The organism is bacterium (assembly GCA_019695335.1).
GTDB lineage: Bacteria > CLD3 > CLD3 > SB21 > SB21 > JABWBZ01.
Map to the genome: position 1 here is coordinate 1 of JAIBAF010000022.1, position 13,807 is coordinate 13,807.

General features: G+C 42.9%; 11 protein-coding genes. 6 read left to right on the forward strand and 5 right to left on the reverse strand.

Features of this window, described 5'->3' with window-relative positions:
- On the reverse strand, positions 1 to 431 hold a 431-nt coding region (locus K1X84_07465), incomplete at its 3' end, for a chloride channel protein (protein MBX7151462.1).
- 451 nt (positions 432 to 882) lie between these two features.
- On the opposite strand from K1X84_07465, the gene K1X84_07470 reads away from it, so the two are divergent.
- Positions 883 to 1,614 carry a transporter gene (locus K1X84_07470; GenBank protein ID MBX7151463.1) on the forward strand — a complete coding sequence of 244 codons (732 nt, stop codon included), beginning with the start codon at positions 883 to 885 and terminating at the stop codon, positions 1,612 to 1,614.
- 160 nt (positions 1,615 to 1,774) lie between these two features.
- Positions 1,775 to 2,842: an OprO/OprP family phosphate-selective porin gene (locus K1X84_07475; protein MBX7151464.1), complete on the forward strand. Its 1,068-nt coding sequence runs from the start codon at positions 1,775 to 1,777 to the stop codon at positions 2,840 to 2,842.
- Positions 2,843 to 2,916: 74 nt separating this feature from the next.
- Here the strand turns inward: K1X84_07475 and can are convergent, their stop codons facing one another.
- Genes can through K1X84_07490 form a run of 3 tightly spaced genes read right to left on the reverse strand, consistent with a single transcriptional unit; the run spans position 2,917 to position 6,806 of the window.
- Entirely contained in the window at positions 2,917 to 3,537 is a 621-nt protein-coding gene (can, locus tag K1X84_07480; GenBank protein ID MBX7151465.1) for a carbonate dehydratase, read from the reverse strand.
- A gap of 3 nt (positions 3,538 to 3,540) precedes the next feature.
- Positions 3,541 to 4,119 carry a C40 family peptidase gene (locus K1X84_07485; GenBank protein ID MBX7151466.1) on the reverse strand — a complete coding sequence of 193 codons (579 nt, stop codon included), beginning with the start codon at positions 4,117 to 4,119 and terminating at the stop codon, positions 3,541 to 3,543.
- A gap of 29 nt (positions 4,120 to 4,148) precedes the next feature.
- On the reverse strand, positions 4,149 to 6,806 hold the full coding sequence (locus K1X84_07490) for an MMPL family transporter (protein ID MBX7151467.1): 2,658 nt from the start codon (positions 6,804 to 6,806) through the stop codon (positions 4,149 to 4,151).
- Between the two features lie 196 nt (positions 6,807 to 7,002).
- Here K1X84_07490 and K1X84_07495 point away from each other — a divergent pair, with 196 nt between their 5' ends.
- On the forward strand, positions 7,003 to 9,312 hold the full coding sequence (locus K1X84_07495) for a transglycosylase SLT domain-containing protein (GenBank protein ID MBX7151468.1): 2,310 nt from the start codon (positions 7,003 to 7,005) through the stop codon (positions 9,310 to 9,312).
- A gap of 3 nt (positions 9,313 to 9,315) precedes the next feature.
- On the opposite strand, the gene K1X84_07500 is transcribed toward K1X84_07495, so the two are convergent.
- A complete protein-coding gene (locus K1X84_07500) occupies positions 9,316 to 10,734 on the reverse strand; it encodes a DUF2851 family protein (GenBank protein ID MBX7151469.1) in 1,419 nt (472 codons plus the stop codon).
- Positions 10,735 to 10,906: 172 nt separating this feature from the next.
- Here K1X84_07500 and K1X84_07505 point away from each other — a divergent pair, with 172 nt between their 5' ends.
- The 3 genes from K1X84_07505 to K1X84_07515 are packed head-to-tail and all read left to right on the forward strand — an operon-like array spanning position 10,907 to position 13,485.
- Entirely contained in the window at positions 10,907 to 12,133 is a 1,227-nt protein-coding gene (locus K1X84_07505; protein ID MBX7151470.1) for a hypothetical protein, read from the forward strand.
- Between the two features lie 24 nt (positions 12,134 to 12,157).
- Positions 12,158 to 12,676 (forward strand): nuclear transport factor 2 family protein, encoded by a 519-nt coding sequence (locus K1X84_07510; protein ID MBX7151471.1) that lies wholly within the window; start codon positions 12,158 to 12,160, stop codon positions 12,674 to 12,676.
- 20 nt (positions 12,677 to 12,696) lie between these two features.
- Positions 12,697 to 13,485 carry an enoyl-CoA hydratase/isomerase family protein gene (locus K1X84_07515; GenBank protein ID MBX7151472.1) on the forward strand — a complete coding sequence of 263 codons (789 nt, stop codon included), beginning with the start codon at positions 12,697 to 12,699 and terminating at the stop codon, positions 13,483 to 13,485.
- Positions 13,486 to 13,807: the final 322 nt, after the last annotated feature.

Consider the following 13,807-nt stretch of genomic DNA (forward strand, 5'->3'; position numbering starts at 1 on the left):
AATAGCCGGCCGACCGCGGATGCGAGAGAGGCTCCCATAATAACCGTTGGGGCTTCGCGTCCGGCTCCTCCGCCCGTCGAAATGGAAAAAGCAGATGTAATAATGGCTTTGAGCGTATGCCGTCGGCGCATGATACCGTTTTCTATCGCAATCGCTTTGACAACGCCTCGAAAGCCTTCTCCTGTAATTCCCTTAAAAATTGTATGGTCCAGCAAACCAACGCTCAATCCTCCTAAAGCCGTAATAATCGGGACGAGAGGTAAAAACTCTCTCAGTTCGGCCGTTTGAAACGCAGTTATCATGTTCTCAAAAGCCTTTAGAATCCCGTGAAAAAAAACAACCGACAAACCAACCGCAATACCCGCGATAACACATGTGAGCATTAATTTGATATCACGGGAATATGAATCCCATACTTTTCCAAAACGCATTAACAATTACTCCTTGGAGTTAATACTGGTCGTTATGCAAAGCCGACGGATCATCCTCAAATTGGCACATAGAGGTACCAATAGCGGCAATTATATTTAATGAATCGGCCATTTTAAGTTTGCCGATAATTCATACTGAGCTGTCGGAAAATGAAGTAGAGTTGGAGGCTGTTTGCTGTGCAGAAAATCAATCCTAATCCGAAAGCCTCGGAGATGGGTCTGATTGATTCCTAACGATCAAACTATGAATAATCTTAAAACGGAACAACACATAAATATAATTGCTTAGTCAAACACTAAAGCTTGTATATAGTACTAATTTGTACTCTGTTTTTGCAAGGATAAAATGATTGGCGTAATAACCGCTAGTGATGAAAATTTTTAGAAATTGATCTTAATTTCTGAAAGTATATATTTTTGTTATTAAATATTTTTTTTAGAAAGGAGCCGTATGGTACAGATATTACTATTGTTGTTGGTCGTTACAGTTCACGCAACAATTAATGCTCAAGATCAATATCCTGAAGCAATTGCAGACAATTCATTTTTAATTGAAGAAGCTTATAATCAGGAATCACGTGTCGTCCAGCATATTTTTAACGGCGTCCGAACTCATAATAAAGATGTCGAGTTTTTGTTTACTCAGGAATGGCCACTATGGTCTCAACGCCATCAATTCAGTTACGGCATTCCTTACGTTTGGCCGGATAAGACTTCCGGATTTGGGGATGTAATGATCAATTACCGTTACCAATTGCTTGATGACAACCATTGGGCCGTTGCTCCGAGAATTTCGCTCATTTTACCGACCGGTAAGGATGAACTAAGTGACAATCAAACAGGATATCAATTCAACCTACCGGTCAGCCGCCGGATTGCCGCTCAATGGGCCGCCCACGTCAACGCCGGGGTCACCTATTTACAAAAAGACGAACAAGCAAATTTTTTTGCGGGCGGAAGTTTGATCTGGCTGGCAACACCTACCTTGAATCTTATGGCTGAATTTTTGTCCGAATTTCCCGATGGCAGCGACAATGTTTATGTAATCAATCCCGGTTTACGTTACGCCCATAACGCAGGCAATTTGCAAATCGTTCCTGGACTGGCTGTACCAATCCAACTTAATGGATCGGATAAAGGTACTGATATATTTTTATACCTTTCCCTGGAGCATCCGTTCTAGTTAAAATTTTCAGGCACATTTTAACAAAATTTACCATTTAATATCTTTTAGATAATATTTAGATAACAATTCATTAATATAATTCTGCGTTAACATTAAGTTAACCTATCTAAAATTGCGTGTTAAAAATTTCTTAACCTAACAATTACAAAGGAGAATCATGAGATCCTTGACACTATTCGTGTGCTTATTCCTTACAATCGGACTTTTTGCACAAGAAGAAAAGAAGGACGAATCTGTGACAACCGGCGAATCTTCCAAAGTCAGGTTCGGTACGCTGATCCAGTTATGGAATACTACCAATTTTAAAAACAAAGACAAAGGCAATGAGACCTTCAACACGTTTCGCATTCGCCGTGCTGAAATTAAATTCACCGGAGATATCAGCGAAAAAGTTGCGTTTACCGTGATGTTTGACCCGGCTAAACTTTTGGCCAATAGTTCATCCAAACCCGATACCAACACCGTTGTTGACAAAGCCAAAACAAAACAATCCGATTTTGCCATTCTCCAAGACGTTTTCATCACCTATCATCTCAATAAACAGTATAAACTCGATCTTCAGGTCGGACAATTCAAATATCCACTCACATATGAAGGCCTTCAATCGAGTGCTAAACTTAATTTTATCGAACGTGCTGAATCGGTTCGCTCTTTCGGAGACAAACGCGACCTTGGTCTTCAAATCAGCGCCAAACCCAATCAATTTGTAGAAGGCGCCTTGATGATCATCCAAGGTAACAGCCAAAATAAAACGGATGGTAATCAGCAAAAAGATTTTGCCGGACGCGTGGTCGTCAAACCGATGGACGGATTGTCAATAGGTGGATCTTTTTACAAAGGCCATAACGGTAACGACGGCAAAACCCCGCAAAACAGGTTTGGCGGCGAAGCGGCTTATGTTAAAAATGCCATTACAACTTACGGCGAAGTAATTTTCGCCAAAGACGGAAAAGTAAAACCGCAGAAATCTCAGCCTGCAGGATACGTCGCAGTTTTGTATAAGCTGAACGATCAATGGCAGCCGGGCGTGCGATACGAATACGCATCAACAAATTATGAAACGGCGAGCAAAGAAGTTCCGAGAACGCGTTTAACTTTCGGAGTCAATTACTTTGTCGAAAAAAATTCTAAAATTCAGTTAAACTATATTTACGGCAAATTCTCGAAGAAAAACGGCGATTATGCAGCGAATTTGGTCGCCGTCAATTGGCAGGTATATTTCTAAGCTCTTTGGAATAGTTAGAATAAAAAAGGCGGGCCTTATAGCTCGCCTTTTTTTATTGGATTTCAAAAAAATTTCTAAAAGCTCGAAAGCGCTTCGCCCGCACTTGTGATACACACATTCAGATCTTTTAAAAGGCCGTCTTCGATGGAGTACGCCCATCCATGTACCGATAACTCCTGACCGCGTGACCAAGCTTTTTGAATAATCGTCGTATTGCATACGTTATTGACCTGCTCGATAACATTCAATTCGCATAAACGGTCAAGTTTGATTTTTTCATCGGTAATAGCATCCAATTGCGTCTGATGTTTTTTATAAATATCGCGAATATGACGCAACCAATTATCGATCAATCCTAGGTGTGAATTCGCCAGCGCGGCACGAACGCCGCCGCATCCGTAATGGCCGCAGACGATCACGTCACTTACGCCAAGCACGTCAACCGCATATTCGATCACGGACAAACAATTGAAATCCGTATGCACGACGACATTGGCAACGTTGCGGTGAACAAACAATTCGCCCGGCAAGAGTCCGACGATCTCATTGGCCGGAACGCGGCTGTCCGAACATCCGATCCAAAGATATTTTGGAGATTGTTGTTTGGACAATTCCTGGAAAAATCCGGGATGCGATTGTTTTATTTTTTCCGCCCACTTGCGATTATTGTCAAATAACGATTTTAAACGGCGCATAATTTAATTTCCTATAACGCGTTTATAGCCGAGAAAATGTTGAGAATAATACGGTTCTGTCAAGTTGGAATACGTCACGCCAACGGTAGTACTGGCATGAGCAAATCGATCATTACCGACATAAATACCGACATGCGACGCGCCTTGCGCTCCTTTATACGTATTCTGAAAAAACACTAAATCGCCAAACACCAGATCTGATTCTTCTACCGGTTTACCCAGCGCATACATGTCGGCCGATTGCCGCGGCAAATCAACATTTAAAACTTTTTTAAAAACCGATCCGACAAACCCCGAACAATCGGCGCCTTTGTTTTTTTCAACAACGCCAAATTTATACGGCGTCCCCAGCCACGAATCGATTTCCCTGATCATTGCTTCCTGTTGATCTTTAGAAATGCTTCCCGCTGCTATGCTTACGGCAACACCGCCATTTAGCCCTCCATTGGGAAGCGTTGACGTGTTATCGGTCAGAACTTCTTTTTTCTTTTTGATGCGATCTTTTTTGGAAGTATAGATGGGATTGGGAATGCATCCGCCAAAAGCCAACGTTGCTATTAAACTAACAATGATTAAACGCACCTGTCACTCCTTCCGTTTTTGTAGGCCTGCTATTTGGCCGTTTTGGTTTCAACGGTTTTTTTTGCAAGGTGGCCGTTGCCATCAGAAATACCTGCCGCGATCTGTTCCATTTCCAGGTTCTCACGCCAAATACGTTTACCCCAAAGCCGGAGCATCGCGGGAAGAATTAACACCGACGACACGGAACAAATGATTATGCCAAATGAACACATATAACCTAAGCTGGACAGGCCGCGGTTGTCTACAAATATAAGTGAACCGAAACCGATGACGGTAGTCAATGCTGAAAGAAAAAGCGATTGGCCGGTCTCGTGTATCGCGGCAAAAACATCATGACGCAAATCTTCGAGATAGCGCGAAATAATATAAATTCCATAATCGACGCCCGATCCTATTAACAGGGGGACGCAAATCATATTAACGAAATTGATTTTGATTCCCAGAAGACGCATCGTTCCCAAAATACACAAAATCGAAAAAATCAGCGGAACCACACATACAAGGATCGCCCGCCAATTTCTGTATTTAATGATAACGAGCAGAAGTACTGTAATCATTGACGATATCACGGCGATGCCAAAATCTTTCTTGACTAATTTTAGAAATTCCGCTGTTACGACGCGAATGCCGGTTATGATCGTATGCTCTGTATCGAGTTTTGAATCCCGATGCAACTCACGAATGAAATCATTGACAATGTCGATTTCATAGGAGTCACCGGTTAACTCAACCTGCGTAATCACTTTTTTGACCCCGTTTTTCTCAACGTAAAAATGTTTCATGATATCGCCGAAGCCCTCGCTCTGAAAACTATGCAAAGTGATCGGCTCCCTTACGGTCAGCATGTTGCGCAAACGGTCGAGGCGGAAATAATTCATCCGTAAACCGGTTTTGGACATTTCTAGTCGCACCTTAAAAAGAATGCTTTCAACATCGAGGTTTTTGATTTTCGCAATGTTCGCTTCCTGCTGATCAAACGAAGGAATGTAACGCAACAGAGAATTATAATCTTTGACCATACCTTTTGTGACTAACTCATCCATTTTTTGATTGAGCCTGTGCAGCCGCTCAATCAGTTCTTCGTCGGTTTGTGCAGTACAAACAACGCTGATCGGTTTGAAGTGCGTTCCGAATTTTTCCTGCAGTCGTTTGATCATTTTCAAATCGACGTCATTTTTGCTGCGAATGTTCTCGATATTTTCATCAAACGTCACGCCCAAACCTTGATCCTGACTTGGAACTACCCCAACCAAAACCAAAATCATAATTACGGCAATGGCAATCCCGGTTGTAGTAATATATTTGGGATGGCGGAGCACAAATTTCGAAATAGCGTCCAGTAATTTACTAAGTGTCGTCTGTAGAGGTCTTCCCTTCAAAATTTTCCGGCCACGGATACGGATTTCGGCCGGCATAAAAAATAAAACGGCGGCAAATAAAATCATAATTCCCACGCCGCCAAGAAAACCAAGTTCGTACAGGCCTTTGAATTCAGTCACCATCAGAACAGCAAATACTACGGCGGTACTGACGGCGCCGTAAAAAACACTGACGCCAGTTTCGCGAAACGTAATCACAAGATTTTGAACTACGCTGTTGTGCCGGGTGTGCTGTTCCTGCTCGATAAAACGATTATAAATATGAATGGAATAGTCAATGCCAAGCCCCAATAACATCGCTCCGGCAGAAGCGGTGATGATATTAACTTTTTGAAACAGCAAATCGCCGAAACAAAAAACCCATGTCACACCGGCCAAAATCGGCGCCGTAATAAAAAACAAAGCGCGAAAATTACCATAGAAGAAATAAAACAGGATCAGAATCAGGATCACAACCATGAATGAACTATTGATCAATCCTTGCTCGACCGCTCGCGCATTCGTCAAAGCCGACACGTAATTACCGCCCAAAGTGATCTTGAGTCGCGACCCTTCTTCCCCCATTGTCAATAGCAGTGAATCAACCAGTACCTGATTTCGGCTGACTATTTCATGACAAAATTTGGTGTCGTTGGGTACGCCGGTCGGTTTGACAAACATAAGCAAAGTCCGGCGATCCTTAGATAAATAATAACTTTCTTTATCCCGGATCAACGAAGCATTTTGCGGACCGAGCATTTTTTCGATGTAAGGAAGAAAAAACTCTGAAATGAGCAGCGGATCTTCGCGCAGAACTTTTTTGATCAGCGGATCCGGCGGAACCGGAGCATTCAGAATGTTTTTACAATTCAAAATCTGGCGTTCAATCTCATGATCCTCAAACTTCGTCAATACCGTATCCAGGTCGCTTTCGGATAAATACAATAACGCGTTCTTGACAAAAAAATCTTCAATAAAAGCTTTGTCCTGATCGGTCACGGCATAATTTACCGATGCCACCATGCCTGTTTGCATCAGCAAATCACCCATTTGCCGCGCAAAGGATTTGATGAGATCGGGTTCCGGCGGTAAAGAATCGTTCGTTTCAACAAGGATAATATGTCTCTCCGGCGCACCGAAATCTTCATTCACTTCCCAAAATTCTTTGATCAATTTCGAATCTTGCGGCAGCAAATCAAAATTATTGGTACTGATTTTAATATCCATCATGTACCGCGTTGACACAACCGTAATGGCGATCAGTATCAGCAACACAATGCGGTAGTGCTCATAACAAAATTGAGCGACTTTCCCCAGAATGGTCTTCATTGTATAGAAATTTCTCCTGCTTTAAAAAATACACGCCAAAGTAACCGATTTCATCAAAATTAGCAACGACTATCCCATGTTTTTTACATTCTAATGGATCAAATTTATATCTCTAACCCCTAAATAACCTTGCGCTTTCGCGCTTCATTGCGTATTTTAATTTTAATTAAGCTCTCACCAAGAAGGAGTTTTTTGAATGATGGTTTTCCATCTTTTGGTTCGCTACGCCAAACTGATTCCTTTTTTTATTGTCCTCCCGGTAGCCCTTTCTTTCCATAACGATCATTCCAAACGTAATCCATTCGCTGCTTACATTGATGTCCCTTCGGATACGCCATACGCAGGTTTTATGTTACGCGCCAACCAGTTCTATGAGCAAAAAGATTACGCTCACGCGCTAACTCATTTACTGTTTGCGAGAGACCTTGCGCCGGAATTGCAAAATGATTTCCGGCTTAATTTTAAAATCGCATTCAGTTACAAAAATTTGAACCAATCCGAGAAGGCATTACCCTATTGGCACATTGCCGCAGAAGATTCATTGATGGGCGATTACGCTCTTTACCAACTGGCTGGTACCTACACGTCTTTTCCCGACAGCACCGATCAGGCCATCGACACTTACAAACAATTGCTTCAATCTTTTCCGAATTCCGTTTTTGGAATGGAAACACGCATTACTTTGATTCAATTACTCAATAGCCGTAAACGCTTCAATGAATCGGATGTTTTTCTGGCTTCGGCTGACAACGTAATAAAAACCGACAAATCGTATAAATTACAGTTCGAGCCTGTCGTTACGCTTCTCACCGGCTGGTCGCACTGGAATCGCGGACGCCATCAACAGGCACTCGATGAATTGCGTACCGTGATCAATAATTTTCGGTATACAGACGAAGCCTATCAGGCCAAACAACTTATCGAGCAAATCAAAACGAAAATTGGCAGTCCGGTCACTGCCGAACAATTTATCGCCGGTAATGAAGTTTTAGTTTTGCAAGGACATTTCCAGGAAGCGCTCAATGAATTAGCCGAAGCGAAAATCCGCTATCCCGCCGATGACGACCAAAAATCCATCGATTATGCCATTGCCAAAGTGTACAACGCCCAAGGACTTTTTTCAGCTGCCGTTCCGCGGTATCAGGCATTGTGGAATAAATACCGCCATAAAGAAGCGCTTTTCAATCTCGCTAAAGCGGCGCGGTACAGCGATCAACTCGATCTGTCCATCAAAGCTTATCAAGATTATCTGAAAAATGTTGCGCTGAACAAAGCGTGGAAAAATTACATCGCGTATGAAATTGCAAATAATTATTCCGCCAAAGGCGACACGGCAAGTTTACGTGAAGCCAATCGCTGGTACCGCGATGTTCAAAAAACGGCTCAACGTTCATCGCTCTACGGTTATCACGCCGCGTTCCGTGAAGCATTTAACTATTACAAAATGGAAGAGTACGGTGAGGCAGTCAGCAAACTCCAATTGCTGCAAAACACGCTGCCGTTTATGGAATCGCGATGCCGCTACTGGATTGCCAAATCGTATGAAAAAATGAACCGCCCCAAAGAGGCACAAGCCCTTTATGTCCAACTCGCTACGTCGCGTTATTCGGATTATTACGGAATGCTCGGCGCCCAGATGTTGTCCGGCCGTTCGGAAGTGAAAAATTTATTTGACGTCTTTTCACACACACAAACTTCTCACGGCAACCTTTGGTCGGCGCTAAAAAATGAAATTAAACCGCGCATCCGGACCACTGAAAATGATCCTTTCATTGATGCGCCGGATGAAGTGCTGCAGACATTGGAACCGGAATTTACCAAGGCGTGGATCGGCTGCGATGTGCTCGATCCGACGTACGCGGAAAGAGAGCTTTTGCCACTGAAGGACAAATACTATTCAACTTTTGAACGGACGAAATTTTTAAAAAGCTTTTCCGAATATATCGGTGGATATAACTTAGCCGTCGATGCAGCAGTCAAACTACGTACAAAATATAAAAAACAGATATCGGATTTTTCGGATGAGTATACTAAATTATTTTATCCGCGTTATTATATTCCCGTAATTCAGCATTATGCGCACGTACACGGATTGGATGAGAACTTACTCCTGGCATTAGTCAAATCCGAAAGCGCTTTTCGCAGCAATGCCATTTCATCGGCACGCGCAGTTGGACTGATGCAGATCATGCCTTTTACCGGCAACGAACTCGCCCGCCTGCTAAACTTGGATGATTTTCAGGTTATGCATTTACAAAACCCTGAATCAAGCATCCGCCTGGGTTCGTTTTATCTGCATCAGCAGGCACAAACTTACAAAAATTACGTCCCGGCAATTTTAGGCGCCTACAATGCCGGCCCTCACCGTGCTACGTTTTGGATGAAATATTACGATGCCGATGAACCTGAAGAATTTCCTGAAATTGTAGAGCTGCTTGAAACGGGAAGTTACATCCGTAAGATTATGCTTGATCGATGGATTTACAGTCAATTGTATGCTTCGTAGTTGTCAGCTCTTGCCCGCCATCAGCGTATCAAAAATCGGACACGACGAACAGTTGTATTCATTGCAGCGATGATGAAGTTGAATTAAGCCTTGCGCATATTGCATGGAATAGGGCGTCTTTTGATTTTCCCCCCAGCGGTTTTCCAATTGGCGTTTCATCGCCTGTGTAATCGTGTTTTTTTCACGGCTTACAACTTTACCATAAACTTCAATTAATTTTATAATCATACCGTTGTCTGCACTTTCTTCTGCTATCATCAATAAGATCGGCCAAATCACATTAACAATGATTTCAAAAGCACGCTGCTCTCCAATCAAATCGGTGTGGCCTCGTTTGCCTTCATCGCCCCATGCATAGTGGGTACTCCAATATCCGTATGAAGTCGTGATCAGGCTCTTTTCCATTTCGGCAATGATTGTGTTTGGATCCGAATGCAATTTTAAAATATTAAGAAAAATACCGGCGAGACTTTCATTTTTAAAGGTTGTAATGAATTTGGCCATACCAGCAATTCTCATGGTCGGAAAATTGGCGGGACGCAATTTAAAAAACTTCCACTCACGTTCTTGCATGGGAACGACCGAGTGTTGATTCTGAAATTCAGCCCATAAATCTTCAAGCCTTTGAATAAAAGGAACGGACGTTGCATCCGGCAGATCATGCCGCAATAATCCGGCTGCACCAAGCAAAATCGCCTGCATACGCATCAACGCTCGGCTTGGTTCATCTTCCTGAATTAATTGGACTAACAGTCGATACGGAATAATTTCGGCTAACCGCAAAAACGGTTTCCGATTCTTAGAAAACCCTAAAGCTTCCATCATTCCACGGTAAAAAATTTCATCCACGGATAATTGCGACGTATCTTTCAGTCGTTTGATCTCACCGGCTTTGAATTTTAATCGTAACAATCCGTTATGAAGAATCCAGTTTTTAACCGTTTCAGGCTGAATAGCCGGCAACTGATCATAGCAGTAGATAGAATCGTTTTTGGAATTCGCTTTTTGAATCCGCTCCGACAAGGCGATTATCGATCCGCCAAGAAAGTTCTTCAATTCAATAGTATGGAAAGATTGCGGCGATGGGTCATCGTCGATGAAAACCGCGTGCACAATAACACGGTTATATTTCTCGTCGTGCGTATGAAAGTGAAGATTCCAGTCAGATGAACGCCAATGGATTTCAACGTCGCCTACTAAAACTTCTTCACCGATTCTGATCGTGGCGCCAATAAAATCCGGCCCCGCATCAAAATTCCATTGGCCCCGGTCGAGAATTTTGACAGACAGGTTTTTCGTCGTCCGGATGTCATCGACCGTAAGGAATAAGTTGTCCCAAATTGCTTGGATGAGTTTTTCTGAAATTCTTTGTACGTTTTCACGTACGATGCCCGACGGCCATCGGTTGGAATAAACAAACATGGAATGTTCCCTCTTGTGTGCATGATAGTGCTTGAACCCAAACCAAAATAAGTGAAATTTTTTATCCCATCAAGTTTTAATCTTTTATGCTTATGCTTGCGAGTTATTTGGATATACCATACCTTTTCGATGTTTTCTCTATATTTTTTATTTTACCTAACGGTGCTTCATTATGCCGTATCAATCTGATTATACTTTATTACAATCTTTGTATAACGACGCCCTTGACCGCGTAGAAATTCCTGACCGTAATATGGTCATCATTCATGAAACGTTTGTGTCGGAAAATAGCGACGTACTGCCGGGAGGAATCGATTATTATTGCCGGAACCATGACATTACTTTTCATGAATCATATACAACCGGTGACGCCGATATTCCAGGACATCCGAGTTTAGATGCACCCGACTGCAGTTTTGAATGCAACCGGCGTTTTCGTTATTCGATTTTCAAATCCTCGCGTACCGTGAAAGCCGATGGCGCTATTCTTTTGCTGCATGGCCTTAATGAAAAATCATGGGACAAGTATCTGCCGTGGGCATTGACCCTAGCGGAATCCACGAACAAGGCTGTTGTGCTTTTTCCGATAGCTTTTCACATGAATCGCGCGCCGGCTGCTTGGAGCGATCCCCGAGAAATGAAATCCATTTCCGAAAAGCGGAAACAACAATTTAATACGATTGCCCATTCTTCCTTTGTCAATGCGGCTATCAGCACACGTCTCCATAAAACGCCTCAACGTTTTTTCTGGTCCGGATTGCAAACCTATCATGACCTGATCCAACTCTTGCGGCAAATCCGTCGCAACGATCATCCTCATATTCAGGCTCATGCAATGGTCGATCTTTTCGGATATTCTATCGGCGCTTTTCTGACGGAATTAGTACTCATGAATGATCCGGGCGGTTTATTTTCCGATTCTCGCTTGTTTATATTTTGCGGAGGCCCTACGCTTGACCGGATGTACCCAGTATCGCGTTATATTTTGGATAGCGCCGCTTCAGTGACTATTTATTCATTTTTCATGGAACATCTGGACAATGAAATGAAACGGGACGAACGATTGGGACATTATTTCAGCGAGTTGCATCCATCAGGGCTTTATTTTCGTTCAATGCTGAGCAATCCCCGTTTAAAGCGCATGCGAGAAGATCGTATGGAAAACCTGAGCCAACGTATTCAAGCCGTTACATTGGCCAAAGACGAAGTGATTCCGCCAGCGGAAGTATTGAATACATTAAAAGGAGACTACCGCAATATCCCTGTTCGCGTGGACGTTATGGATTTTGAACACGACTATACGCACGTCAATCCTTTTCCAATTCAATCGCAGCCAGTTCAATCCGTACAGGAAAGTTTTACTAAAATTTTTAACCAAGCATCGGCCCATTTATCATAACAGAATTCTAAAAGGATTAATTGTATGAAACGATTGTTCATTGCAAGTTTACTCGTCATCGTCGCATGTCAACAGACCGATCAAAAACTGGCGATGCAGGTTCGAATGCTCACCGATCAAAATGCAATTATGGACGTAATCAATGATTTGTTTGTAAGTACGGATAACCGTGACTGGAGTAAAGTCCAGTCGTGTTTTGCCGATACGGTTTTATTTGACATGACGTCGTTGACAGGCGGTGAACCAACCCGGCTAACCCCTCAGCAAATTACCGGCGGGTGGGAAACCGGCCTCAAAGACTTGAAAGCCATTCATCACCAGGCTGGCAATTATAAAATTGCCGTAACCGGTAACGAAGCCGATGCTTTTTGTTATGGGATTGCCAGTCATTATTTTCCAAATCCGACCGATAGGAACACGCGAACATTCGTCGGCAGTTATAATTTCCATCTTCGAAAAATCGGCGAGACATGGCGCATCGACCGGTTTAAATTTAATCTGAAATACCTGGACGGAAATTTAAACCTGACTTCTAACAAATAAAATTTGAAGAAAGAACTATCATGTCCGAAAAAGTTTTAACGGAAATGCGTGATCGCATCGCGATCATTAAACTCAATCGTCCGCAAAGTTACAACGCACTCGATCTCGAAATGATTTCTGAATTGGCGCGCCATGTAGTCGCGTATGCAAAAAACGATTCAGTTCACGGCATTTTAATCACCGGTGAAGGTAAAGCATTTTGCTCGGGCGGCGATTTAAGCTGGGCACGTCAATTTGACGGCGGACTTCCAGCGGCTTTTCACGAATTATCCAGCCGGTTTCATCAAGGTATTCTTGAAATCCGGCGGATGCGCAAACCGGTTGTTGCCGCCATTAATGGCATAGCCGCCGGTGGCGGTTTTTCACTCGCTCTCGCGTGCGATTTTCGCGTCATGTCCACTACGGCTGTATTACGGCAAGGCTTTACTTCCAACGGATTGTCCATGGACGGCGGCGGTACATTTTCGCTCCCGCGCTTGATAGGATTCGCCAAAGCAATGGAAATTTTAACATTCGATAAACCCATCTCTTCGTCGGAGGCATTGACACTCGGCCTGGCGACGCGTGTTTGTGAGCCCAATCAACTCCTCGACACTACGATGGTTTTACTCAACGATGTTCTGAAAATTTCGTTGTCATCTTTCGGATGGTCAAAACAATTGCTCACCGATTCTTTTAATACGTCTTTTGAAACGCATATTCAGAATGAACGCTTTGCGCTAGCCGCGTGTGCCGCGCATCCGGACGGTCAGGAAGGAATCGAAGCATTTCTGGCAAAAAGACCGGCTATTTATAATAAAGAAAAATAAATCATCCTCTTTCTGAAACGAAACCGTTGACTATTTCTGAAGATTAACGTATTGTTTGACCGATTAACCAATTTGAATGCACTCATGCGATCTTTTTTTTGCGTTTTTACGGCCACGGTTCTTTTACTTCAGCCTTTTGGTAATCTGGCTGTTATTTTAAATTTTAAAATCAATCAGGCTGTCATTGCCAAAACAACTTGCGTGAAAAAAGACGAACTGAATAACACGTGCCAGGGAAGATGCCAGCTTAGGAAACAGTTAGATCATCAACAAAAAAAAGATTCTGTTCCGGCGCTCAAAGAAAAATTGTTTGAAATACTCT